Here is a 22,205-nt window from a genome sequence, read left to right as displayed (position 1 = left end):
GCTTCATCGCCAGTTCCGGGGTGATCAGGGTTTCTCTGGATGCGCACGCTATTTACCGTACGGTCAATGAGTCTTAGCATTGTTGACCGGTTGGTAAACAAAAACACCCGTGAAAACCCGGGGGTCAAACACAGATGGAACTGAACGGAGACATCCTCATTGCCGCGCCCCGCGACAGGGTCTGGGCCGCCCTCAACGACGCGGCCGTGCTGGCGCGTTGCATCCCCGGTTGCGAGGCCATGGAAGCCACGAGCGACACCGAGCGCACGGCGCGCGTGGCCGTCAAGGTCGGCCCGGTGCGCGCGCGCTTCACGGGCCACATCCGCCTGCACGACGTGCGGCCCGGCCAGGGCTGCACGCTGCAGTTCGAAGGCTCGGGCGGCGCGGCCGGCATGGCCAAGGGGCAGTCGAGCGTGGCGCTCGCCGACGAGGACAGCGGCACGCGGCTGCGCTACACCGCGCAGGCCTCGGTGGGCGGCAAGCTCGGGCAGGTCGGCGGCCGCATGATCGACGCCGCGGCCAAGCAGATGGCCGACCAGTTCTTCGCCGCGTTCCAGACCGAGCTCGCGCCGGCCCCGGCCGAGGCCGCGCCCGCCGACGCGGCTGCGGTCGAGCCCGCGCCCGCCGTTGCGGCTTCGGCGCCCAACGCCGTCGCGCCCACGCTGTCCGCGTCCGCGCCAGCGCCGGCACCTGCGCCCATCACCGCGCGTCCCGCGCCAGCCGCCCCGTCCGCCAGCGCCGGCGAGGGCGTTCGCATCCTGTGGTTCGCGCTCGGTGCCCTGTCCACGGGCTTCGGGGTGTGGATCGCGTCGGTCCTGTTCTGAGGAGACTGGTTTGAAAGCCGCTGCATTCGACTATGTGAAACCCGACACCGTGGACCAGGTGATCGCGCTGCTGCAAACGCACGGCGACGACGCGCGCGTGCTGGCCGGCGGCCAGACGCTGATGGCCACGCTCAACATGCGCCTGTCCGAGCCGCTGATGGTGATCGACATCACCGGCATCGCGGCGCTGCGCGGCATCGAGCGGCGCGGCGATGTGCTGCGCATCGGCGCGCTCGCCACGCACACGCAGATCGAGGAGAGCGCGCTCGTGAAGCAGCACGCACCGCTGCTCACCGAGGCCGCGCCCCACATTGCGCACCGCGCCATCCGCAACAGCGGCACCTGGGGCGGCTCGATCGCCTATGCCGACCCGGCCGCCGAATGGCCGGCCTGCCTGCTCGCGCTCGGCGGCACGGTGGTGGTGCAGGGCCCGCGCGGCGAGCGCCGCATCGCGGCCGACGACTTCTACCTCGGCCTCTACACCACCGCGCTCGCGCCCGACGAAATCGTGATCGCGGGCGAGATCCCGCTGGCGCGGCCCGGCCAGTGGCATGGCCTGTCCGAGCTTGCGCGCCGCCATGGCGACTACGCCATCGTGGGCCTGGCTGCGTCGGCCCAGCGCCAGGGCGCGGCGCTCAGCGGCGTGCGCCTGGCCTTCATGGGCGTGGCCACCACGCCTTGGCGTGCGCGCCGCACCGAGCAGCTGCTCGAAGGCAAGGTGCCCGACGCCGCCACGCAGGCCATGGCCGTGGCCAGCCTGCGCGCCGAGATCGATCCCTTGCCCGATCTGACCAACACCCCCGAGACCAAGCGCCACCTGGCCGGCGTGCTGCTGCAGCGCCTGCTGGCGTCGGCGCACGCCTGAGGCCACCGGACCCGCAACAGGACACCCCATGGCAGACCTCCACCCCCTCCACGTCACCGTCAACGGCCAGGCGCACCGCTGCAGCATCGCGCCGCGCACCCACCTGGTCGATTTCCTGCGCGAAGACCTCGGCCTCAAGGGCAGCCACCTGGGCTGCGAGCACGGCGTTTGCGGCGCCTGCACCGTCGAACTCAATGGCCAGATCGTGCGCGGCTGCCTCACGCTGGCCGTGCAGGCCGACGGCGGCTCGGTGCAGACCATCGAAGGCCTGAGCCAGAGCGGCGTGATCCGCGACCTGCAGCAGGCCTTCGTGGCGCGCAATGCGCTGCAGTGCGGCTTCTGCACCTCGGGCATGCTCATGGCGGCCAAGGAACTGGTCGAAACCCGCCCCGAGGCCACCCGCGCCGAGGTGCGCGAATGGATCTCGGGCAACTACTGCCGCTGCACCGGCTACCACGCCATCGTCGACGCCATCTGCGACGTGCTGCGCCAGCGCAAGGAGACCCAGGCATGAAACGCGACATCACCAACCTCGAGCCCGGCGTGCAGGTGCCCACCACGGTGGCGCCGGTCACCGAAGACCAGCGCTATATCGGCGCCTCGGTGCCGCGCGGCGGCATCGAACGGCTCACGCAAGGCCTGGGCCAGTACATCGACGACATCGAGCTGCCGCGCATGGCCCACGTGGCCTTCTGGCGCAGCCCGGTGGCGCACATGCGCATCAAGGCCGTGCACGCCGACACCGCGCGCGCCATGCCCGGTGTGCTGCTGGTGGCCGATGGCCACGATCTCGCCAAGGTCTGCAAGCCCTGGGTCGCGGTGCTGGGCCACCTCGCGGGCATGAAGTCGGCGCCGCAGCACGCACTGGCGGTGGACCGCGCCTGCTGGCAGGGCGAGCCCGTGGTGGCCGTGGTGGCCGAAACGCGTGCACAGGCCGAAGACGCGCTGCAGCACATCACGGTCGACTACGAAGAGCTGCCGCTGGCCACCGACATGGAGACCGCGCTCGATGCCGCCACGCCGCTGATCCACCCCGAGCTTGGCGACAACCTGTGCTTCACGCGCAGCCTCGACGTGGGCGAGGTCGACCGCGTGTTCGCCGAGGCCGACGCCGTGGCCGAGGCCACCTTCGAGTTCGGCCGCCACACCGGCGTCACGCTCGAGCCGCGCGCGCAGATCGCGCACTGGAACCCGGCCGAGCAGCGCCTCACGGTCTACCACTCGTTCCAGGCCCCGCACATGATGCAGGACCTCTACGGCCGCCAGTTCGACCTGCCCGCCAGCGCGATCCGCGTGGTCTGCAAGGACGTGGGCGGCTCCTTCGGCATCAAGGTGCACGCCTACCCCGACGACTTCGCCACCGTGGCCCTGTCCATCCTGCTGGGCCGGCCGGTGAAGTTCGTGGCCGACCGCCTCGAGAGCTTCACCAGCGACATCCACGCGCGCCACCACCGCGTGAAGGCCCGCATCGCCGTGAACCAGAGCGGCGAGATCCTGGGCTTCGACATGGACGACCTCACCGGCATCGGCCCGTACTCGATGTTCCCGCGCACCAGCGCGATCGAGGGCAACCAGGTGGTGAACCTGGTGGGCGGGCCCTACAAGCACAAGCACTACCGGGCGAAGCTCAACGTGGTGTTCCAGAACAAGACGCCCACCTGCCAGTACCGCGGCGTGGGCCACCCGATCGCCTGTGCGGTGACCGAGGCCCTGGTGGACCTGGCCGCGCAGAAGATCGGCATGGACCCGCTGAAGATCCGCGAGCTCAACGTGATCCCCGACGACGCCTACCCCACCACCGGGGCCTCGGGCATCAAGCTCGAGGTGCTGTCGCACGAGGCCAGCCTGAAGAAGCTGCGCGAGCTCATGAACTACGACGCGCTGCGCGCCGAGCAGGCCGCGCTGCGCCAACAGGGCATCCACCGCGGCATCGGCTTCGCCACCGTGATCGAGCTCACCAACCCCAGCGCCGCGTTCTATGGCGTGGGCGGCGCTCGCATTGCCTCGCAGGACGGCGCCACCGTGCGCCTGGACCCCGAAGGCGACATCACGGTGCTGGTGGGCGTGGGCGAGCAGGGCCAGGGCACCGAAGGCATCTACCGCCAGATCGCGGCCGATGCGGTGGGCGTGGACATCACCAAGGTCAAGGTGCTCACCGGCGACACCGATGTCACGCCCTACGGCGGCGGCACCTGGGCCTCGCGCGGCGCGGGCGTGGGCGGCGAGGCGGTGCTGCTGGCCGGCCAGGCGCTGCGCGAGAACATCCTCAAGGTCGCGGCGGTGATGCTCAAGCGCGAGGCCGCCGGCCTGGCGGTGCGGCGCGACCGTGTGGTCGACGCGGCCACGGGCGAAGAGCTGCTGCCGCTCAAGGAGCTGGGCCGCGTGGCCTACTTCCGTTCCGACACGCTGCCAGCCGATTTCACGCCCGAGCTGATGGTCACGCGCCACTATGCGCAGCGCGACTACCCGTTCATCTTCACCAACGGCGTGCAGGCCTCGTACGTCGAGGTCGACCCCGACACCGGCTTCGTGAAGCTGCTCAAGCACTGGGCGGTCGAAGACTGTGGCCGCGTGCTCAACCCCATGCTGGTGGACGAGCAGATGCGCGGCGCGATCGTGCAGGGCATTGGCGGCGCGTTGTTCGAGGAGTGCCTGTATGACGATGCCGGCCTGATGCTCAACGCCAACATGGCCGACTACCTCGTGCCCATGTCGGCCGAGATGCCCGACATCGAGGTGGCACACGTGATGACGCCCACGCGCAGCTCGAAGCTGGGCGCCAAGGGCGCGGGCGAGGCCGGCACGGCGGGCGCGCCGGCCGCGGTGATGAACGCCATCAACGACGCGCTCGCGCCGTTCTCGGCCTGCGTGCACTCGCAGCCCATCACGCCCGAGAAGGTGCTGCGCGCGCTCGGCAAGGTGGTCTGAGCGCGCGGTGCCCGGCGGCTCAGAGCCGCCGGCGCAGCGCCTCGAAGAACAGGTCGGACTGCAGGCGCTCGCCGCGCGTCTGCTCGGCCACGTGCGCGGCCATGTCGGCGCTCGCCGGGGCCAGGCCGATGCCGCTCGATTGCGCGAGCACCTGCGCCATGCAGGCGCGCTCGAGGTAGTACAGGTCGTCGAAGGCGTGCGCGATCTGCGTGCCGCAGACGATCACGCCGTGGTTGGCGAGAAAGGCGATGTCGCCACTGCCCATGCCGCGTGCGATGCGCTCGCCCTCGCGCGCGTCCAGCGCCAGGCCGTTGTAGACCGGGTCGACCGCGACGCGGCCGTGAAAGCGCATGGCGTTCTGCGACAGCGTGGTGTCGAGCGCGCGCGCCCGCGTGAGCGTGAGCGCGGTGGCGTAAGGCATGTGGGTGTGCAGCACCACCGCGTGCCGGGCCACGCGGTGGATGCCCGCGTGGATGTGCATGGCCGTGCTCTCCACCGCGTGCCGGCCCGCGAGCGCCTGGCCCTGCACGTCGACCATCACGATGTCGTCGGCCTGCACCTCCTGCCACATCAGCCCGCGCGGGTTGAGCAGGAAGCGGCCCGAGCCGTCGGGCAGCTCGACGCTGAAATGGTTGCAGACGCCTTCGGACAGGCCGAAGTGAGCGGCCGCGCGCAGCGCGAGCGCGAGGTCGGCGCGCAGCCGGCGCACGCCGTCTTGCTGGTAATCGTGTTCGTGGTTCATGTCGGGTCGGGGGATCAGGCCGTGGCGCCGCGCAGGCCGCCGGGCCCCGCGCCGCGCACGCGCCAGAACAGGAAGAGGGCAATCGCCATGTTGAGCAGGTTCCAGCCGATGCCGTTGAGGAAGGCGGCCTTGTAGCTGCCGGTGAGGTCGAACACCCAGCCCGAGAGCCAGCCGCCCAGGGCCATGCCCACCAGCGTGGCCATGATGACCGCGCCCACGCGCGCGCCGGCCTCGGCGGGCGCGAAGTACTCGCGCACGATGATGGCGTAGCTCGGCACGATGCCGCCCTGGAACAGGCCGAACATGGCCGAGATCAGGTACAGCGGCACCAGGCCGTCGAAGGGCAGGAACATGAGCAGGGCCACACACTGCAGCGCCGAGCCCAGCAGCAGCGTGCGGATGCCGCCGATGCGGTCGCAGATCCAGCCCGACACGAGCCGGCTCACGATGCCGCTGGCCAGCATGAGCGAGAGCATTTCGGCCCCGCGCGCGGCGCCGAAGCCCAGGTCCACGCAGTAGGCCACGATGTGCACCTGCGGCATGGACATGGCCACGCAGCAGCCCACACCGGCCAGGCACAGCAGGGCCTGCGCCTGCGCGGGCTTGAGGCCGAAGGGGCGGCGGGTGTCGTTGAGCGCGCCGCCCGGCGTGGCGGGCGCGGCGGCCACCACCAGCGGCGGGCGCTGGCGCATGCGGCTGGCCAGCAGGAACATGCCCGCGCCGCACACCAGGCCGAGCAACAGGTAGGTCTGGCGCCAGCCGATGGTGTCGATGCCCCACTGCACCAGCGGCGGCCACACGGTGCCGGCCACATAGTTGCCGCTGGCCGCGATGGCCACCGCGATGCCGCGGCGCTTGTTCCACCACAGCGCGGTGTCGGCCAGCAGCGGCGCGAAGGTCGACGAGCTGCCCAGCAGGCCCAGCAGCAGGCCGTGCGCGAGGCCGAAGGTCCAGATGCTGCCCGAGAACGCGGCCCACACGAAGCCCGCGGCCACGGCCAGCGCACCCAGGCGCAGCACCGGCGTGATGCCGTGGCGGTCGGCCATCTTGCCCGTCCACAGGCCGCCCAGGCCCAGGCAGACCATCATGAGCGTGTAGGGCAGCGAGGCGTCGCCGCGGCCCACGCCGAACTCGGCCTGCACCGCAGGCAGCACCACGGCCACCACGTACATGCCGCTGTTGCCCAGCGTGACCAGGCCGAGCACGGTGAGCAGCCGCCAGGCGGCGGTGCGCGAATCGATGAGGGAAGGGTCGGCGGGGGTGGTGGAGGGCGTGGCCATGGGGGCCGATGCTACGCCCCCGGGCTGAGCAGGGCGGTGTGCTCGGCCTGCCAGCGCTCGAGTGCGTCGCCGCGCTCGCGCCACAGGCTGTCAAGGAAGGCCACCACCAGCTCGCGCGTGGCGCGCTTGACCGCCACGTTGTGCGCGCTGCCGCCCGTGCCCAGGCGGTCGGTGAACATGCTGTGCGAGCCGTCGCGGAACACCACCAGGCGTTTGCTCGTGCTGCCCATGGCCTCGTACAGCGCCACACGGTCCTGCACGCCCGAAAAGAAGCCCGGGATGCGGATGTCGTCGTCCTCGGCCGTGACGTGCAGCGCGGGCAGGCCGATGGGCGCGAGGATGGGCCCGGGCGCGCCGTAGCCGTGGAAGGGCGGGGCGCTGATGGCCACCACCGCCTTCACGCGTGCATCGGCAAGCGCGGGCTTGCCGGGCACGCGCGCGCCCGACACCAGCAGCGCGGTGTTGGCGCCATACGAATGGCCCAGGGCCGCGATGCGGGTGGCGTCGAGGCGCGCGGCCAGGGCCGGGTCCGCCAGCACCTGATCGAGGGCGAAGCGCAGGTCTTGCGCGCGTGCGATGGCCTCGGCCTCGGTGGCCGCGCCATTGAGGCGTTCGAGCAGGTCCCAGGGGCTGCCGCGCCACAGGCGGTTGTCGCTGCCCACGTGCTGCACGTGCAGCGCCGCGTAGCCCTGGGCCGCGAGGTGGCGGCCCAGGTAGCTGTAGCCGAAGCGCGAGCCGCCGATGCCGTGCGAGACCACCACCAGCGGCACGCGCGCGTCACCGCCCGGGGCGGCGCGGGGCAGGTACAGGCGCGCCGGCACCGCGCGGCCGCGCGCGCTGTCGACCCAGTCGCGCTCCAGCGCTTCCACCTGCTCGGCCGAGGGCATGGGCAGGGCCTGGGCGAGCTGGGCCTGGCGCGTGGCCACGCGCTCGGCCTCGGTGAGCGATTCGCTGGCGCGGCTGGCGCAGCCCAGCAGGCCGAGGCTGGTGACGGCGCCGATCAGCGCGAGGATGAGGGCTGGGCGGTGGCGGGGCATGGGTGGTCGGTGGCGTTCGCTACGGGCGCCGATTGTTCGGCCCGGCGGCGCGGCGCGGATGACATTTGTGTCATCCATGACCACCGGCCCGCCGCGCAGGCCTTCAGTTCAGTTCACCAGCACCAGCTTGCCCTTGACCGCGCGCGAGCCCATGACCGCAAAGGCCTGCTTGAGCTCGCTCATGGGCAGGGTGCGCTCCACCAGGGGTTTGATCAGGCCTTTCGCGTACTGCGCGGCCAGGGTCTGCATCATGGCCGCGTTGGCCTGGGGTTCGCGCTTGGAAAAGTCGCCCCAGAACACCCCCACGATGCTCGCGCCCTTGAGCAGCGGCAGGTTCAGCGGCAGTGCGGGGATGGGCCCGCTCGCGAAGCCCACCACCAGGTAGCGGCCGCGCCAGGCGATGGAGCGGAACACGGGCTCGGCGAAGTCGCCGCCCACCGGGTCGTAGACCACGTCGGGGCCCTTGCCCTCGGTGAGGCGCTTGATCTCGTCGCGCAGGCTGCCCTGCGGCGCGTGGGTGCTGTAGTTGATGGTGGCGTCGGCGCCGAGCTGCGCACACAGGGCGCATTTCTCGTCGCTCGAGGTGGCAGCGATCACGCGCGCGCCCGCAGCCTTGGCGATCTGGATCGCGGCCGTGCCCACGCCGCCCGCGGCGCCCAGCACCAGCACGGTCTCGCCGGCCTTCAATTGCGCGCGATCGATCAGCGCGTGGTGCGAGGTGGCGTAGATCATGATGAAGGCCGCCGCGTCGACCGCAGGGAAGCCCTCGGGCAGCGGCATGCACAGCGCGGCGGGCGCCAGCGTGTGGGTGCCGAAGCCGCCGGTGCCGCTCAGGCAGGCCACGCGCTGGCCGGCCTTGAGGTGCTTCACCCCCTCGCCCACGGCCTCGATCACGCCGGCGTACTCGCTGCCCGGCACGAAGGGCAGGGGCGGCTTCATCTGGTACTTGTTCTGCACGATGAGCAGATCGGGAAAGTTCAGGCTCGCGGCCTCGATGCGCAGGCGCACCTGGCCTGCGCCGGGTTCGGGCGTGGGCAGTTCTTTCCATTGCAGGGCGTCAACGCCCACGGGGTTCTCACACAGCCAGGCGTGCATGCTCGGTCTCCTCGGGTAAGGGCTTGCTGCGGACCATGATAGGCAGGCCAAAGGCGATCGCGCAGCGGGCTTGCCCGCGCCTTGTCCCGTGGGCGACCGGGTGGCGCTCCTAGAATCGCATCCCCATGAAGATCCTGATCTCCAACGACGACGGTTTCCAGGCCCCCGGCATCGTCGCCCTGCACGACGCCATCAAAGCCCTGCCCGGTGTGGAGGTCGAGGTGGTGGCGCCCGAGCACAACAACAGCGCCAAGAGCAACGCGCTCACGCTGCACTCGCCGCTGTACGTGCACCAGGCCGCCAACGGCTTTCGCTACGTCAACGGCACCCCCGCCGACTGTGTGCACATCGCGCTCACCGGTCTGCTCGGCTACCGGCCCGACCTGGTGATCTCCGGCATCAACAACGGCGCCAACATGGGCGACGACACCATCTACTCGGGCACCGTGGGCGCGGCCATGGAGGGCTACCTGTTCGGCATTCCCGCGATCGCGTTCTCGCAGACCGAAAAGGGCTGGAAGCACCTCGACGCCGCGGCCGCCAAGGCCGCCGAACTGGTGCAGCAGCTGCTGCCTTCGGTGCCCGAAGCGCAGCGGCGCAACGAGCCCTGGCTGCTCAACGTGAACGTGCCCTGCCTGCCGCTGTCCGACATCCGCGGCTTCAAGGTCACGCGCCTGGGCCGCCGCCACGCGGCCGAGCCCGTGATCACGCAGGTGAACCCGCGCGGCGACACCATGTACTGGATCGGCAGCGCCGGCCCCGCACGCGACGACGTGGAGGGCACCGACTTCCATGCCGCGCTGCAGGGCTACGCCACCATCACGCCGCTGCAGGTCGACCTCACCGACCACGACCGCCTGCCGTACTGGGCGCCCACTGCGGTCGCGCTCTCGGGAGGGCCGGCGTGAAGCAGCCCGCGCCGCGCCCGCGCCCGGGTTTCCCCGCGCGCCTGCCCGCCGGCACACCCGCGCCCACGCCAGCGCGTGCGGCCCGGCCGGCCCCGGCCGCGCCCGCGCGCGTGGTGCCTTCGGGCGTGGGCATGGACTCGTCGGCCGTGCGCGCGGCCATGGTGCGCAAACTGCAGGCGCAGGGCATCTCGCACCCCGCGGTGATCGCGGCCATGCTGGCCGTCGAGCGGCACCGCTTCGTCGACTCGGCCCTGGTCAACCAGGCCTACGAAGACACCAGCCTGCCGATCGGGCAGGGTCAGACCATCAGCAAGCCCAACGTGGTGGCGCGCATGGTCGAGCTCTTGTGCCAGAGCTCGCCGCAGCCGCTGGGCCGCGTGCTCGAGATCGGCACCGGCTGCGGCTACCAGGCCGCGGTGCTCAGCCGCGTGGCGCGCGAGGTCTACAGCGTCGAGCGCATCCGCGCGCTGCACGACAAGGCGCGCGACAACCTGCGCGCGCTGCGCGTGCCCAACCTGCACCTGATCTTCGGCGACGGCATGGTCGGCTTTGCCCAGGGGGCGCCGTATGCGGGCATCATCGCGGCGGCGGGCGGGAACGATCTGCCCGCGGCCTGGATCGACCAGCTCGCCGTGGGTGGCCGGCTGGTGGCGCCCGCGGTCACGGCCCAGGGCCGCCAGAACCTCGTGGTGGTCGACAAGACCGCGCGCGGCATCGTCCGCACCGAACTCGAGGCCGTTCATTTCGTGCCCCTAAAATCGGGCATCGCCTGACACGGGCGCCCAGGCGGGCGCCGATCGTGCATGGACCCAGGGCCCGTTCACAGGGCCCTTCAGACAACGGTGGAGTCTTCATGAACCCAATCACTTTGCGCGAGCCGGGCCGCAACCCCGCGCAGGGATGGACCGCCGGCCGGGCCCTGGCCTGGTCGATGCTGGGCGCCGCCCTGCTCGTGAGCGTCGGCTGCGCCCAGCGCGTGGCACGCCCGGCCCCGGTCGAAGACCGCGGCACCTCGCGTCCCGCGGCCTCGGCGCCGGCCGCTGCGCCCGCCGAAGCGGCGGCGGCGCGTCCCGGCTACGTCACGGTGCAGGCCGGCGACACGCTGTACCGCATCGCCCTCAATGCCGGCCAGAGCTGGCGCGACGTCGCGGCCTGGAACAACCTGGCCAACCCCAACGCGATCGAGATCGGCCAGCAGCTGCGCGTGGTGCCGCCCACGGCCGCCAGCGCACCCGCCCCGGCGCCGGCTGCGGCCAGCGGCCCGTCGACGGCGCCTGTCGCCTCCAGCGGCGTCACGCCGCGCCCGCTGAGCGAAACCAGCCCGGCCGCCACACCGTCGCCGGCCCCGGCGCCCGCACCGGCCCCCGCGCCCGCGCCGGCCGCCTCGGGCGACGACATCCGCTTCGTGTGGCCCGCCAACGGCCAGGTGGTGAGCAATTTCGACGAGGTCAACAACAAGGGCGTGAGCATCGCCGGCAAGGTCGGCGACCCGGTGCTCGCCGCGGCCGACGGCCACGTGGTGTACGCGGGCGCGGGCCTGCGCGGCTACGGCAACCTCATCATCCTCAAGCACAACAACACCTACCTCACGGCCTACGCGCACAACCAGGCGCTGCTGGTGCGCGAGGACCAGGCCGTGCGCCAGGGCCAGAAGATCGCCGAGATGGGCAGCAGCGACGCCGACCGCGTGAAGCTGCACTTCGAGGTGCGCCGCCTGGGCAAGCCGGTCGATCCGCTGGCCTACCTGCCCAAACGCTGAGCGCCGGTTTGGCCTGGCCCGTTCTCGTCTTCGACATCGAGTCGATCCCCGACGTCGCGGGCCTGCGCGCGCTGCGCGGCAGCGCGCCGGGCGACACCGACGAGCAGGTGTACGCGGCCTGGCTCGCCGAGCGCAAGGAGAAGGGCCAGAGCGACTTCATGCCGCTGCACCTGCAGCGCGTGCTGGTCATCAGCTGCGTGTTCCGCAGCGCTGAAGGCCTGCAAATCCACTCCTTCGTCGACCGCGAGCCCGAGGGCGTGAGCCAGGAGGGCAAGGTCATCCAGACCTTCTTCCGCACCATCGAGAAGAAGGTGCCGCAGCTCGTGAGCTGGAACGGCGGCGGCTTCGACCTGCCCGTGCTGCACTACCGTGGCCTGCGCCACGGCGTGGAGGCCAGCAAGTACTGGGACATGGGCGAGGACGACCGCGACTTCAAGTGGAACAACTACATCGGTCGTTACCACATGCGCCACCTCGACCTGATGGACCTGCTGGCCATGTACTCGCCCAAGAACAATGCGCCGCTGGACGCCATGGCCAAGCTCTGCGGCTTCCCGGGCAAGCTGGGCATGGACGGCTCGCAGGTGTACGCGCAATACCTCGCGGGGCAGACCGACGAGATCCGCCGCTACTGCGAGACCGACGTGATGAACACCTACCTGCTCTACTGCCGCTTCCAGCAGATGCGGGGCGGCTTCACGCCGCCCGAGTACGAGCGCGAGATCGCGTTCGTGAAAGAAACCCTGGCCGGCCTCGCGCCCAACGAGGCGCACTGGCAGGAATACCTGGCCGCCTGGCCGGCCTGAGACAATCGCGGGATGTCCGCTGACGTCCCCCATCCCATTCCCGCTCCCTACCCCGACGGCTCGCTGGCCGTCGAATCGCTCGACATCGAGGCCCAGGGCATCGCCCACCGTGCCGACGGCAAGGTCGTCTTCATCGAAGGCGCGCTGCCCTTCGAGCAGGTCAGCGTGTCGGTGCACCGCAAGAAGAACAACTGGGAGGCCGCCACCGCCACGGCCATCCACCGCGAGTCCTCGCAGCGCGTGCGGCCCGGCTGCCCGCACTTCGGCCTGCACGCGGGCGCCTGCGGCGGCTGCAAGATGCAGCACCTGCACCCCTCGGCGCAGGTGGCGATCAAGCAGCGCGTGCTCGAGGACAACCTCTGGCACCTGGGCAAGGTGAAGGCCGAGACCCTGCTGCGTCCCATCGAAGGCCCCACTTGGGGCTATCGCTACCGCGCGCGCCTGTCGGTGCGCCACGTGCACAAGAAGGGCGTGGTGCTGATCGGCTTTCACGAGCGCAAGAGCCGCTACGTGGCCGACATGGGCGTGTGCCCGGTGCTGCCGCCGCACGTGAGCGCCATGCTGGGCCCGCTGCGCGAGCTGATCTTCGGCCTGGACGCGCGCGAGACCTGCCCGCAGATCGAACTCGCCGCGGGCGACACCGTGACCGCGCTGGTGCTGCGCCACCTCGAACCGCTGAGCGAGGACGACCTGGCGCGCCTGCGCGCCTTCGGCCAGCAGCACGGCGTGCAGTGGTGGCTGCAGGCCAAGGGCCCCGACACCGTGCGCCTGCTCGACGAAGGTGGCGAGCCGCTGGCCTACGGCCTGCCCGAGTTCGGCATCACCATGCCCTTCAAGCCCACCGACTTCACGCAGGTGAACCCGGCCATCAACCGCGTGCTGGTCACGCGTGCGCTGCGGCTGCTCGACGCGCAGGCGCACGAGCGCGTGATCGACTGGTTCTGCGGCCTGGGCAATTTCACGCTGCCCATCGCCACCACCGCGGGCGAGGTGCTGGGCATCGAAGGCAGCGAGACCCTGGTGGCGCGCTCGCGCGAGAACCTGCAACGCAATGCCGCGGGGCGTGCCAGGCCGCTCGCGCCCACGCGCTTCGCGGCCCGCAACCTGTTCGAGATGACGCCCGAGCTGCTGGTGGCCGACGGCACGGCCGACAAGTGGCTGGTCGACCCGCCGCGCGAGGGCGCGTTCGCGCTCGCCAAGGCCCTGGCCGACCTGCACCAGCAGCCCGCGCTGCGCGGTGACTGGCTGCCGCCGCGGCGCATCGTCTACGTGAGCTGCAACCCGGCCACGCTGGCGCGCGACGCCGGCCTGCTGGTGCACCAGGCGGGCTACCGTTGCGTGCTGGCGGGGGCCGTGAACATGTTCCCGCACACCGCGCACGTGGAAAGCATGGCGGTGTTCGAGCTCGACCCGGCCGCGGTGCCGGGCACGGCCGCCTGAGACGCGGTCCGCGCGGCCCGCGCGGCCGTCAGGACTTGCTGCCCTCGGCCTTCGAGGCCGCGGGCGCGGCCTCGCCCTCGCTGGGCATGCCAACCACGTTGTTGTCGCGCATGTACTGGTCCATCTCGCGCCAGCCCGCGAACACCGCGGCCTTGCCGGCCTTGGGGTTCGACTGGAAGCACGATTCGATGCTGCGCACCGCGTGGCGGCACGCGCTGCCGATGGCGCGGCCCTCAGCCTCCTTGCGCGCATTGACCGCGGTGGCGGTCTCGATGCCCAGGGCATCGCAGCCGGCGAGCAGGGCGCTGGTGGCGGTGATCAGGAGCAGGGCGGTGCGGCGCATGGTGTGGTTCCGGGGTTTGTCTTCTGTTTCGGCCGGAGCGCCCCGAACTTGACGGCCGCATGACGGAAAAAACCGACCGGCCGCGCCCATGAAAAAGGGGCCCGAAGGCCCCCGTTTCAGGTCGCGAAAAGCGGACCGGTCACTCGCGCTCGCCGCCGAACACGCCCAGCAGCATGAGCAGGCTCTGGAACACGTTGTACAGGCTCAGGTACACGCCCAGGGTGGCGGTGATGTAGTTGGTTTCCTCGCCGTCCTGCACGCGCTTGAGGTCGTACAGGATGAAGGCCGAGAAGATGCCGATGGCCAGCACCGACAGCGTGATCATCAGCGCGCTCGACTGGATGAAGATGTTGGCCACGCCCGCCACCAGCAGCATGATCGCGCCGATGAACAGGAACTTGCCCATGCTCGAGAGGTCGCGCTTGATGACCGTGGACAGCGAGGCCATGCCGAAGAAGATGGCCGCGGTGCCGCCGAAGGCCGTCATGATCAGGCTGGCGCCGTTGGAGAAGCCCAGCACCATGGCGACCAGGCGCGAGAGCATCAGGCCCATGAAGAAGGTGAAGGCCAGCAGGATGGGCACGCCGGCGGCCGAGTTCTTGGTCTTCTCGATCGCGAACATGAAGCCGAAGGCGCCGCCCAGGAACACGATCAGGCCCAGCCCGCCGCCCAGGCCGGCGGTGATGCCCGTGGCCACGCCCACCCAGGCGCCCAGCACGGTGGGCAGCATGGACAGCGCCAGCAGCCAGTAGGTGTTGCGCAGCACGCGGTTGCGCTCGGCGGCGCCGACGGAGACCGCGGTACCGAAGCGGCCGGTGGTTTGCACATGGTCTGACATGGTGGTTCTCCTTAACCTTAAGTCTGACGTAAGACTCTAGGATTGTGCCCGAGGTTCCCGCCGCCGGTGCGAACAGTGTTGACCGCCGGGTGGGGAATCGACGGGTTATCTTCGGGCCCTCCGCGCTTTTTCAACCGCACCGCGAAAGAAACCATGAAGCCCTCGTTCCTGCTCGAAGCCGCCGACGTCAAGAAGATCGCCGAAGCCGCCGAGAAAGAAGCCCTCGCCCACCAATGGGCCGTGACCATCGCCATCGTCGACGCGGGCGGCCACCTGCTGTGGGTGCAGCGCCTGGACGGCGCGCCGCCGGTGTCGGCCCACATCGCGCCCGCCAAGGCCCACACGGCCGCCATGGGCCGCCGCGAAAGCAAGGTCTACGAAGACGTGATCAACCAGGGCCGCACCTCGTTCCTGAGCGCGCCCGCGCTGCAGGGCATGCTCGAGGGCGGCGTGCCCATCATGAAGGACGGCGTCTGCCTGGGTGCGGTGGGCGTGAGCGGCGTCAAGTCGACCGAAGACGCCCAGATCGCCCGCGCCGGCATCGCGGCGCTGGGCCTGTAAGCCCGGGAAATGTCAAAAAACGCCTGGCTAACGGGCCCCTGCCGGGGCCCCTGGCTGGCCTAAAAACGACGCGCGGGGAGGCAAAGAACTCCCCGGGTCGCCCCACGATGGGTTCGAACCGCGCCCCCGGGCTCAGGGCGTGGGTTCGGTGATGAAGCCGATCTTGCGCAACCCCGCCTTGCGGGCCGCGGCCATGGCCAGCGCCACGCGCTCGTAGCGCACGGCCTTGTCGCCGCGGATGTGCAGCTCGGGCTGCGGGTTCTGCGAGGCCGCGGCGCTCAGCAGGCCGTCGAGTTCGGTGTCCGCCACGCGCTGCTCGTTCCAGAAGTACTGGCCCTCGGCGTCGACCGAGAAGCGGATGTTCTCGGGCTTGTCCTGCACCTTCTCGATGCTGGCCTGCGGCAGGTCGATGTTGACCGCGTGCTGGATCACCGGCACGGTGATGATGAAGATGATCAGCAGCACCAGCATGACGTCGATGAACGGGATCATGTTGATCTCCGCCATGACCTCGTCGCTGCTGTCTTGGGTTCCTATGGCCATGGATCAGCCCCGTTTCATGTGCAGCACCTTGCCGTCGCCGCCGGCGCTCACGCGTGCACCGGTGACGAGGTAGGCGTGCAGGTCGTGCGCGAAGCGGTTGAGCTGGTGCAGCACCGCCTTGTTGCCGCGCACCAGGGCGTTGTAGCCCAGCACCGCCGGAATCGCCACCAGCAGGCCCAGCGCGGTCATGATCAGCGCCTCGCCGATCGGTCCGGCCACCTGGTCGATCGACACCTGGCCCGAGGCGCCGATGCCCAGCAGCGCGTGGTAGATGCCCCAGACGGTGCCGAACAGGCCCACGAAAGGCGCGGTGGACGCCACCGAGGCGAGCACCGACAGGCCGCCCTGGGCGCGCACGGTGGAGTCGTCGACCGACTTGCGCAGGGAGCGCTCGATCCAGTCGCTCACGTCGAGGCTGTCGTGCAATTGCGGGCGGCTCACGCCGTCCTGGTGGGTGATGTGGCGCGCGGCCTCACGGCCTTCGATGGCGGCGGCACGGAAGGGGTTGCCTTCGGCGGGTCCCAGCTTGTCAAGCGCTTCGGTGAAGTCGCTGCTGTGCCAGAAGCCTTCGATGCCGCGCGCCTGGGCGCGGTGGGCGCGCACGTCGAGCGCCTTCCACAGGATGATGATCCAGGTGGTCAGCGACATGGCCAGCAGCACGAGAGCGACGCTGCGGGTGACCCAGTCACCCTGGGTCCAGACATGGGCGAGGCCGGAGGTAGCGATATCGGTCGGCATGGTGTTCGTGAAGGTTGCAAAGGCTATCGGTCGAGCTTGAATTCCAGCGGCACCTGGGCCCACATGGCCTCGGGCGTGCCGCCGCGTTTGCCGGGTACGAAGCGCCAGCGTTTGACGGCGGCGACCGCGGTCTGGTCAAGCACCTGGAAACCGCTGGTCTGCAGCACCTCGACCCGGCTGGCGCGGCCGTCGGGTTCGATGAGCACGCGCAGCAGCACGCGACCTTCCTGGCGCAAGCGCTGCGCGATCGAGGGATAGACCGGCGCGGGGTTGTTCAGGTAGTCGGCGTTGACGATGGGCTGCACCACGGCCGGCTGCGCCGGCGGGGCGGGTGGCGCCGGTGGGGCGGGCGGCGCGGGCGGGGCCGGTGCCGCGGCGACCGGGGCGGGCTCGGGTGGCGACACGGCGGGGGCGATGGGCGAGGGCTCGCTCTGCACCGGCAGTGGCACCGGTTGGGGCTGGGGCGCGGGTGCCGGGGCAGGCCGCGGCCGGGCTTGGGGCTTGGCCACCGGCGTGGGCGGTGCGGGCGCGGGCACGGGGGTGGCCAGCGGCTTGGGCGGCTCGATGAGCTCGGCCATCAGCACCTCGGGTATGACCATCTCGGCCGCGCGATGCAGCAGGCCGGTCTGCAGCGCCCACACCGCGGCCACATGCAGCCCGACCACCGATCCCACCACGGTGAGGCGGCGGTTGAAGCGGCGCGGCGCGCCGCCGGTGGCGAAGGGCGCGTCGGGCGCCAGGGGCAGGTGTGTGGTGGACATGGCGGACAATGCCGGCATTCTAAACGAGAATATTTCTCATTATCGAGGTGCCGCCGAAAAATTCGGCCGCGGCGCTTCGATCGCGTTGCGATTGTGCGCCCGATGGTGCAAGGCGTGCGGCATTGGCAACGGCCGCTCACAGGTCTTCAAGAGTAATAACAATTCTCATTTATGATCAGGCTTTCTCGGAACCGATCCTGCACCCGCCCATGACCCCGAACCTTTTTCGTCCGATGCGCCTGTGGGCGCCCGCCGTGTGCCTGGTCGCGCTGGGCCTGCCCGGTGTGTCCTCGGCGCACAGCCTGCTGCTGAGCTGCAAGCCCGCGGCCGACCAGATGGTGCGTTGCGTCGGCGGTTTTTCCGACGGCAGCGATGCGGCGGGCATGGCCGTGGCCGTGAAGGCCTACGACGAGCGCGTGATCGCCAAGGGCACGCTGGGCGGCGACTCGAGCTGGAGTTTCCGCAAGCCCGAGGGCGAGTACTTCGTGCGGCTGGAAGACGGCGGCGAGCACGCGACCGAAGTCGACCACACCGACGTCAAGCCATGACGGTGCAGGTGGTGCGGCCCGCCGGCGCGGGCCACGAGACCCTTTGGGTGTCGTTCGCCGCAGCCGCCGTGCTCGCGCTCGCGGCCCTGGTCGTGGGCGTGCGCGCGCAACCGCAGGCCGCAGCGGCGCTCGCACCGCACCAGATCGACGCGCGCACCCAACTCAACGCGGCCGAGCAGGGCGTGCACGCCGACCTGCTGGTGGCGGCCGAAGAAATCGCCGCGCTGCACGAGAGCGACCAGACCGCGCCCGGCGTCGAGCAGTTGCGCGGGATTGGCCTGCCCCCGTTCAGCCAGGGCCCTGAAACGCGCGCGCGCGGCGGCCACGAATGGCGCCTGCGCGCGCAGGCGCACGAACTGGTCTACATCGGCCGCAGTGCGGCCCCCGAGCTGGCGGCCTCGTTCCTGTTGCGCGTGCCCACCGACGGCGCGGCCCACGCGCACGGCGGCGAGGTGGAGATCTGGCTCAAGCGCGAAGGCGGCGCAAACGGCGAAGGCGGCGATGGCGGCGATGGCGGCGATGGCGGCGACCGCGCTGCGGCGGCCTGGCCCGAGGCGCTCGACGATCCGGCGCTGATGCGCCAGGGCTGGCGCCAGGTCGTGACCCGCTACGACGCGGGCGTGACGCGCAAGGACGCCTCGCATTGAGCGCGGCGCAACGGCTTCTCATTCCATTGCGGACCTTCCCCATGCAAGCACCCAAGATCCCGTTCGTGTCCCGACGCCGCGTGCTGTCGGCCCTCACCGCGGCGCCGCTGGCACTGTCCCTGCCGGCGCGCGCGCAAACCGCCCGAAGGCTGCGCGTGGGCGTCACGCTGCACCCGTACTACAGCTACACCGCGAACATCGTGGGCCCGCTGGCCGACGTGGTGCCCGTGATTCCCGCGGGCTTCAACCCGCACGCCTACGAGCCGCGCACCGAAGACATCAAGCGCATCGGCTCACTCGACGCCATCGTGCTCAATGGTGTGGGGCACGACGACTTCGCCGGCCGCATGATCAAGGCCAGCGAGAAGCCCGACCTCAAGGTGATCGAGGCCAACGCCCAGGTGCCGCTGCTGGCGGCCGTGGGTGCGGGGCGCGGTACCTCGGGCAAGGTGGTGAACCCGCACACTTTCCTGTCGGTGACGGCCTCGATCTCGCAGGTCAACACCATCGCGCGCGAACTCGGCGTGCTCGATCCGGCCAACGCCGCCGCGTACACCGCGAACGCGCGCGCCTACGCGCAGAAGCTGCGCAAGCTGCGGGCCGATGCGCTGGCCCGGCTCACGCAGACCCCGGGGGCCGATTTCCGCATCGCCACCATCCACGGCGCCTACGACTACCTGCTGCGCGAGTTCGGCCTCGAGGTGGCGGCCGTGGTGGAACCCGCGCACGGCATCGAGCCCAGTCCCGCACAGCTCAAGGGCACGATCGACCAGATCCGCGCGCTCGACGTCAAGGTGATCTTCTCGGAGATGGACTTCCCCTCGGCCTACGTGGACACCATCCGCCGCGAGACCGGCGTGCGTCTGTACGCGCTCACGCACATCTCGCACGGCCCGTACACGGCCGAGAAATTCGAGCAGGAGATCGCGCGCAACCTCGCCACCGTGGTGCGCGCCATCCAGGAGGCCGCATGAAGGCAGCCGGCGGTCCCGCCATCGCCTTCGAGCGCGTGGCCCTCACCCTGGGCCGCACCGACATCCTGCGCGATGTCGGACTGCGCGTGGCCGCGGGCGGCGTGCACGCGCTCGTGGGGCCCAACGGGGGCGGCAAGAGCTCGCTGTTCAAGGCCTTGCTGGGCCAGGTGCCGCACCACGGGCAGATCGCGCTGCACTGGCCCGGGGAACGCCCGGGCGTGGTGGCCTACGTGCCCCAGGCCCTGGCCTTCGACGCCGGCCTGCCCATGACGGTGATGGACTTCATGGGTGCCCTGTGCCAGCAGCGGCCGGTGCTCATGGGCCTGTCGCGGCGCTGGAAGGCGCCCGTGGAGGCCGCGCTGCAGCAGGTGGGCATGCTCGACAAATCGAAGCGCCGCATGGGCGCGCTGTCGGGCGGCGAGCGCCAGCGCGTGCTGCTCGCGCAGGCGCTCGTGCCCGCGCCCGACCTGGTCCTGCTCGACGAGCCCATGTCGGCCCTCGACGAGGCCGGCATGCGCGTGTTCGAAGCCCTGCTGGCGCACTGGCGCGCCAGCCGCGTCACCGTGCTCTGGATCGAGCACGACCTGGACGCCGTCTCGCGCCTGGCCGACCACGTGACCGGTCTGAACCGCCAGGTGCTGTTCGATGGCCCGCCCGCGTCCACGCTCACGCCCGAGCGCGTGCTCGCGCTGTTCTCGCACCGCGCGCGCCGCGACGAGGTTGCGATCGCCGAAGAGGTGACGCCATGACCGCCGCGCTCGACGCCCTGCGCCAGGCCATTCAACACCTGGCCGAACACGGCCATCTGCCCGCGTCGCTGGCCTATGGCTTCGTGGTCAATGCGGTGCTCGCGGGCCTGGTGATCGGACCCGTGCTCGGCGGCCTGGGCACGCTGGTGGTGGTCAAGCGCCTGGCCTTCTTCTCCGAGGCCGTGGGCCATGCCGCGCTCACGGGCGTGGCGATCGGCATCCTGCTCGGCGAGCCCTACACCGGTCCTTATGGCAGCCTGTTCGCCTACTGCACGCTGTTCGGGCTGCTGCTCAACTACCTGCGCAACCGCACCGGCCTGTCGCCCGACACGCTGATCGGCGTGTTCCTGGCGGTCTCGCTCTCGCTGGGTGCGAGCCTGCTGCTGGTGCTCTCGGGCCGCGTGAACATCCACATCCTCGAGAACGTGCTGTTCGGCTCGGTGCTCACGGTCGACAGCCACGACCTCGTGGTGCTGATCGGTGTGGCCGCGCTGGTGGCGGGCCTCACGGTGCCGCTCTACAACCGCTTCATGCTGGCCAGCTTCAACCCGCAACTGGCCAGCGTGCGCGGTGTGCGCGTGAAGCTGCTCGACTACCTCTTCGTGGTGCTGGTGACGCTCGTGACCGTGGCCTCGGTGAAGGTGATCGGCGCCATCCTGGTGGGTGCGTTGCTGATCATCCCGGCCGCGGCGGCGCGGCTGCTGAGCCTGTCGCTGCGCGGCTTCTTCTGGCTGAGCGTGCTGATCGCCACGCTGAGCACGCAGGTCGGCATCCTGTTGCCGATCGGGCTCGAGCTGCCCGTGCCTTCGGGCGCGGCCATCATCCTCACGGCCGGCGCGCTGTTCGCGCTCGCGGCCCTGGTTCGGGGCTTCACGCCCGCCCTCAAAGGACACGCCGGATGAACCTGCACCGACGTTCTCTTGCGCTGGCTGCGCTCGCCGCGCTGCCTCTGGCCGCTGTGCGTGCGCAGCCCGCCGCGCCCGCCAACCCGGCCGCAGGCGCCGCCACGCGTGTGCTCGTGGCGCACCCCGTGGTGGCCGCGCTCACGCAGACCCTGGTGCAGGGCAGCGGCATCGCGCTGCTGCGGCCTGTGCCCGAAAGCCTGCCGGCCAACCGGCAGCTCGCCTTCTTCACGGGTCGCGGCGCGGCGGGCCTGGCCCAGGCCGCGAGCCAGGCCGATGCCGTGGTGGCGCTGCGCTCGATCTGGCCCGACGACCCGCTGTTTCCGCTGGCACGGCGGCAGAACATCCGCCTGATTGAGATCGACGCGGCACGCCCGCTCGACGCTTTGCTGCCGGGCATTGCGCTGCACGAGGGCGCGGCCTCGGCCACGGCCTTGCCCTGGCTCGACCCGGTGAACCTGGGTCGCATGGCCGACGTGATCGCGGCCGACCTGTCGCGCCTGGTGCCCGATGCCCGGCCGCGCCTGCAGGCCAACGCGGCCGCGCTGCGCCAGCAGGTGCTCGCGGTCGCGGCGCAGAGCGAGGCGCGCCTGGCCGCGGCGGCCAACCTCACGGTGTTCAGCCTGTCGGACCGGCTGGCCTACCTGGTGAGCGGCTTCAACCTCGACCTGGCGGGCAGCGACGTGCGAGAAGACGATGCCTGGACGCCCGATGCGGTGGCCGCGCTCGTGCCGCGCCTGCGCGCGGCCTCGGTGGCCGCGGTGCTGCACCACCGCGAGCCGCCCGCACCGCTGCAGGCCGCGCTGCAGGCGGCCGGGGTGCGCACCATCGTGCTGCATACCGAGGGGCGCGACCCGCTGGCGGAGCTGAAGGAAAACGGCCAGCGGCTCGCGGTGCTCGCGCCGCGCTGAGGCCGC

At 71.0% G+C, this 22,205-nt stretch carries 25 protein-coding genes; 16 read left to right on the top strand and 9 right to left on the bottom strand.

Annotated features, from left to right (window positions below; translation table 11 throughout):
• The first annotated feature begins 134 nt into the window (after positions 1-134).
• The 4 genes from G9Q37_RS09630 to G9Q37_RS09615 are packed head-to-tail and all read left to right on the top strand — an operon-like array spanning position 135 to position 4,617.
• On the top strand, positions 135-824 hold the full coding sequence (locus tag G9Q37_RS09630; RefSeq protein WP_166226987.1) for an SRPBCC family protein: 690 nt from the start codon (positions 135-137) through the stop codon (positions 822-824).
• Positions 825-834: 10 nt separating this feature from the next.
• Positions 835-1,689, top strand: a complete 855-nt coding sequence (locus G9Q37_RS09625; protein WP_166226986.1) for an FAD binding domain-containing protein — start codon at positions 835-837, stop codon at positions 1,687-1,689.
• 28 nt (positions 1,690-1,717) lie between these two features.
• Complete coding sequence (locus G9Q37_RS09620) at positions 1,718-2,203, top strand: (2Fe-2S)-binding protein (RefSeq protein ID WP_166226985.1); 486 nt, start codon at positions 1,718-1,720, stop codon at positions 2,201-2,203.
• Positions 2,200-4,617: a xanthine dehydrogenase family protein molybdopterin-binding subunit gene (locus G9Q37_RS09615; protein WP_205710743.1), complete on the top strand. Its 2,418-nt coding sequence runs from the start codon at positions 2,200-2,202 to the stop codon at positions 4,615-4,617. Before G9Q37_RS09620 ends, G9Q37_RS09615 begins: the two co-directional genes overlap by 4 nt.
• Before the next feature lie 19 nt (positions 4,618-4,636).
• Here G9Q37_RS09615 and G9Q37_RS09610 read toward each other — a convergent pair whose 3' ends face one another.
• The 4 genes from G9Q37_RS09610 to G9Q37_RS09595 form a co-directional block, all read right to left on the bottom strand.
• The gene (locus G9Q37_RS09610) at positions 4,637-5,359 is read right to left on the bottom strand and encodes an aldolase (protein WP_166226984.1); all 723 of its coding nucleotides are present in this window, start codon (positions 5,357-5,359) and stop codon (positions 4,637-4,639) included.
• Positions 5,360-5,373: 14 nt separating this feature from the next.
• Complete coding sequence (locus G9Q37_RS09605) at positions 5,374-6,639, bottom strand: MFS transporter (protein ID WP_166226983.1); 1,266 nt, start codon at positions 6,637-6,639, stop codon at positions 5,374-5,376.
• An 11-nt stretch (positions 6,640-6,650) separates the two neighbouring features.
• Positions 6,651-7,676, bottom strand: a complete 1,026-nt coding sequence (locus G9Q37_RS09600; RefSeq protein WP_166226982.1) for an alpha/beta hydrolase family protein — start codon at positions 7,674-7,676, stop codon at positions 6,651-6,653.
• A gap of 108 nt (positions 7,677-7,784) precedes the next feature.
• Positions 7,785-8,771: an NADPH:quinone oxidoreductase family protein gene (locus G9Q37_RS09595; protein WP_166226981.1), complete on the bottom strand. Its 987-nt coding sequence runs from the start codon at positions 8,769-8,771 to the stop codon at positions 7,785-7,787.
• Positions 8,772-8,896: 125 nt separating this feature from the next.
• Between G9Q37_RS09595 and surE the strand changes: the two genes are divergently transcribed.
• From surE to rlmD, 5 genes are all read left to right on the top strand, one after another.
• The gene (gene surE, locus G9Q37_RS09590; RefSeq protein WP_166226980.1) at positions 8,897-9,679 is read left to right on the top strand and encodes a 5'/3'-nucleotidase SurE; all 783 of its coding nucleotides are present in this window, start codon (positions 8,897-8,899) and stop codon (positions 9,677-9,679) included.
• Positions 9,676-10,452, top strand: coding sequence for a protein-L-isoaspartate(D-aspartate) O-methyltransferase (locus G9Q37_RS09585; protein ID WP_420810314.1), 777 nt, complete (start codon positions 9,676-9,678; stop codon positions 10,450-10,452). Before surE ends, G9Q37_RS09585 begins: the two co-directional genes overlap by 4 nt.
• An 80-nt stretch (positions 10,453-10,532) precedes the next feature.
• Entirely contained in the window at positions 10,533-11,438 is a 906-nt protein-coding gene (locus G9Q37_RS09580; protein ID WP_166226979.1) for a peptidoglycan DD-metalloendopeptidase family protein, read from the top strand.
• A gap of 8 nt (positions 11,439-11,446) precedes the next feature.
• Positions 11,447-12,244 (top strand): 3'-5' exonuclease, encoded by a 798-nt coding sequence (locus tag G9Q37_RS09575; protein ID WP_166226978.1) that lies wholly within the window; start codon positions 11,447-11,449, stop codon positions 12,242-12,244.
• A 12-nt stretch (positions 12,245-12,256) separates the two neighbouring features.
• A complete protein-coding gene (gene rlmD / locus G9Q37_RS09570; RefSeq protein ID WP_166226977.1) occupies positions 12,257-13,684 on the top strand; it encodes a 23S rRNA (uracil(1939)-C(5))-methyltransferase RlmD in 1,428 nt (475 codons plus the stop codon).
• Between the two features lie 28 nt (positions 13,685-13,712).
• Here the strand turns inward: rlmD and G9Q37_RS09565 are convergent, their stop codons facing one another.
• Together G9Q37_RS09565 and G9Q37_RS09560 are read right to left on the bottom strand one after the other, a co-directional pair.
• Entirely contained in the window at positions 13,713-14,027 is a 315-nt protein-coding gene (locus G9Q37_RS09565; protein WP_166226976.1) for a hypothetical protein, read from the bottom strand.
• Between the two features lie 139 nt (positions 14,028-14,166).
• Positions 14,167-14,865: a Bax inhibitor-1/YccA family protein gene (locus G9Q37_RS09560; RefSeq protein ID WP_166226975.1), complete on the bottom strand. Its 699-nt coding sequence runs from the start codon at positions 14,863-14,865 to the stop codon at positions 14,167-14,169.
• Positions 14,866-15,018: 153 nt separating this feature from the next.
• Between G9Q37_RS09560 and G9Q37_RS09555 the strand changes: the two genes are divergently transcribed.
• The gene (locus tag G9Q37_RS09555; protein WP_166226974.1) at positions 15,019-15,426 is read left to right on the top strand and encodes a GlcG/HbpS family heme-binding protein; all 408 of its coding nucleotides are present in this window, start codon (positions 15,019-15,021) and stop codon (positions 15,424-15,426) included.
• A gap of 132 nt (positions 15,427-15,558) precedes the next feature.
• Here the strand turns inward: G9Q37_RS09555 and G9Q37_RS09550 are convergent, their stop codons facing one another.
• From G9Q37_RS09550 to G9Q37_RS09540, 3 genes are read right to left on the bottom strand one after another with little or no spacing between them, the layout of a single operon-like run.
• Complete coding sequence (locus G9Q37_RS09550; RefSeq protein WP_166226973.1) at positions 15,559-15,969, bottom strand: ExbD/TolR family protein; 411 nt, start codon at positions 15,967-15,969, stop codon at positions 15,559-15,561.
• A 3-nt stretch (positions 15,970-15,972) separates the two neighbouring features.
• On the bottom strand, positions 15,973-16,707 hold the full coding sequence (locus G9Q37_RS09545) for a MotA/TolQ/ExbB proton channel family protein (RefSeq protein WP_166226972.1): 735 nt from the start codon (positions 16,705-16,707) through the stop codon (positions 15,973-15,975).
• Between the two features lie 23 nt (positions 16,708-16,730).
• Complete coding sequence (locus G9Q37_RS09540) at positions 16,731-17,468, bottom strand: energy transducer TonB (RefSeq protein ID WP_166226971.1); 738 nt, start codon at positions 17,466-17,468, stop codon at positions 16,731-16,733.
• Between the two features lie 209 nt (positions 17,469-17,677).
• On the opposite strand from G9Q37_RS09540, the gene G9Q37_RS09535 reads away from it, so the two are divergent.
• From G9Q37_RS09535 to G9Q37_RS09510, 6 genes are read left to right on the top strand one after another with little or no spacing between them, the layout of a single operon-like run.
• Positions 17,678-18,016 carry a hypothetical protein gene (locus G9Q37_RS09535; RefSeq protein WP_166226970.1) on the top strand — a complete coding sequence of 113 codons (339 nt, stop codon included), beginning with the start codon at positions 17,678-17,680 and terminating at the stop codon, positions 18,014-18,016.
• Positions 18,013-18,663: a DUF6162 family protein gene (locus G9Q37_RS09530; RefSeq protein WP_166226969.1), complete on the top strand. Its 651-nt coding sequence runs from the start codon at positions 18,013-18,015 to the stop codon at positions 18,661-18,663. Before G9Q37_RS09535 ends, G9Q37_RS09530 begins: the two co-directional genes overlap by 4 nt.
• A gap of 41 nt (positions 18,664-18,704) precedes the next feature.
• Positions 18,705-19,637, top strand: coding sequence for a metal ABC transporter solute-binding protein, Zn/Mn family (locus G9Q37_RS09525; protein WP_166226968.1), 933 nt, complete (start codon positions 18,705-18,707; stop codon positions 19,635-19,637).
• Positions 19,634-20,386: a metal ABC transporter ATP-binding protein gene (locus G9Q37_RS09520; protein WP_166226967.1), complete on the top strand. Its 753-nt coding sequence runs from the start codon at positions 19,634-19,636 to the stop codon at positions 20,384-20,386. The genes G9Q37_RS09525 and G9Q37_RS09520 overlap by 4 nt, the downstream gene beginning before the upstream one ends.
• Positions 20,383-21,288 (top strand): metal ABC transporter permease, encoded by a 906-nt coding sequence (locus G9Q37_RS09515; RefSeq protein WP_166226966.1) that lies wholly within the window; start codon positions 20,383-20,385, stop codon positions 21,286-21,288. The genes G9Q37_RS09520 and G9Q37_RS09515 overlap by 4 nt, the downstream gene beginning before the upstream one ends.
• Entirely contained in the window at positions 21,285-22,199 is a 915-nt protein-coding gene (locus tag G9Q37_RS09510; RefSeq protein ID WP_166226965.1) for a metal ABC transporter solute-binding protein, Zn/Mn family, read from the top strand. Before G9Q37_RS09515 ends, G9Q37_RS09510 begins: the two co-directional genes overlap by 4 nt.
• Positions 22,200-22,205 lie beyond the last annotated feature (6 nt).

Source organism: Hydrogenophaga crocea (assembly GCF_011388215.1).
Classification (GTDB): Bacteria; Pseudomonadota; Gammaproteobacteria; order Burkholderiales; family Burkholderiaceae_C; genus Hydrogenophaga; species Hydrogenophaga crocea.
Note: the sequence above shows the minus strand (reverse complement) of the source record. Positions and strands in the feature narration are given on the sequence as shown.

Coding starts and splice junctions, on each gene's coding strand:
- G9Q37_RS09630 (WP_166226987.1), top strand. CDS start 135: ATGGAACTGAACGGAGACATCCTCATTGCCGCGCCCCGCGACAGGGTC.
- G9Q37_RS09620 (WP_166226985.1), top strand. CDS start 1,718: ATGGCAGACCTCCACCCCCTCCACGTCACCGTCAACGGCCAGGCGCAC.
- G9Q37_RS09615 (WP_205710743.1), top strand. CDS start 2,200: ATGAAACGCGACATCACCAACCTCGAGCCCGGCGTGCAGGTGCCCACC.
- G9Q37_RS09610 (WP_166226984.1), bottom strand. CDS start 5,359: ATGAACCACGAACACGATTACCAGCAAGACGGCGTGCGCCGGCTGCGC.
- G9Q37_RS09605 (WP_166226983.1), bottom strand. CDS start 6,639: ATGGCCACGCCCTCCACCACCCCCGCCGACCCTTCCCTCATCGATTCG.
- G9Q37_RS09600 (WP_166226982.1), bottom strand. CDS start 7,676: ATGCCCCGCCACCGCCCAGCCCTCATCCTCGCGCTGATCGGCGCCGTC.
- G9Q37_RS09595 (WP_166226981.1), bottom strand. CDS start 8,771: ATGCACGCCTGGCTGTGTGAGAACCCCGTGGGCGTTGACGCCCTGCAA.
- surE (WP_166226980.1), top strand. CDS start 8,897: ATGAAGATCCTGATCTCCAACGACGACGGTTTCCAGGCCCCCGGCATC.
- G9Q37_RS09580 (WP_166226979.1), top strand. CDS start 10,533: ATGAACCCAATCACTTTGCGCGAGCCGGGCCGCAACCCCGCGCAGGGA.
- rlmD (WP_166226977.1), top strand. CDS start 12,257: ATGTCCGCTGACGTCCCCCATCCCATTCCCGCTCCCTACCCCGACGGC.
- G9Q37_RS09565 (WP_166226976.1), bottom strand. CDS start 14,027: ATGCGCCGCACCGCCCTGCTCCTGATCACCGCCACCAGCGCCCTGCTC.
- G9Q37_RS09560 (WP_166226975.1), bottom strand. CDS start 14,865: ATGTCAGACCATGTGCAAACCACCGGCCGCTTCGGTACCGCGGTCTCC.
- G9Q37_RS09555 (WP_166226974.1), top strand. CDS start 15,019: ATGAAGCCCTCGTTCCTGCTCGAAGCCGCCGACGTCAAGAAGATCGCC.
- G9Q37_RS09550 (WP_166226973.1), bottom strand. CDS start 15,969: ATGGCCATAGGAACCCAAGACAGCAGCGACGAGGTCATGGCGGAGATC.
- G9Q37_RS09545 (WP_166226972.1), bottom strand. CDS start 16,707: ATGCCGACCGATATCGCTACCTCCGGCCTCGCCCATGTCTGGACCCAG.
- G9Q37_RS09540 (WP_166226971.1), bottom strand. CDS start 17,468: ATGTCCACCACACACCTGCCCCTGGCGCCCGACGCGCCCTTCGCCACC.
- G9Q37_RS09535 (WP_166226970.1), top strand. CDS start 17,678: ATGACCCCGAACCTTTTTCGTCCGATGCGCCTGTGGGCGCCCGCCGTG.
- G9Q37_RS09530 (WP_166226969.1), top strand. CDS start 18,013: ATGACGGTGCAGGTGGTGCGGCCCGCCGGCGCGGGCCACGAGACCCTT.
- G9Q37_RS09525 (WP_166226968.1), top strand. CDS start 18,705: ATGCAAGCACCCAAGATCCCGTTCGTGTCCCGACGCCGCGTGCTGTCG.
- G9Q37_RS09520 (WP_166226967.1), top strand. CDS start 19,634: ATGAAGGCAGCCGGCGGTCCCGCCATCGCCTTCGAGCGCGTGGCCCTC.
- G9Q37_RS09515 (WP_166226966.1), top strand. CDS start 20,383: ATGACCGCCGCGCTCGACGCCCTGCGCCAGGCCATTCAACACCTGGCC.
- G9Q37_RS09510 (WP_166226965.1), top strand. CDS start 21,285: ATGAACCTGCACCGACGTTCTCTTGCGCTGGCTGCGCTCGCCGCGCTG.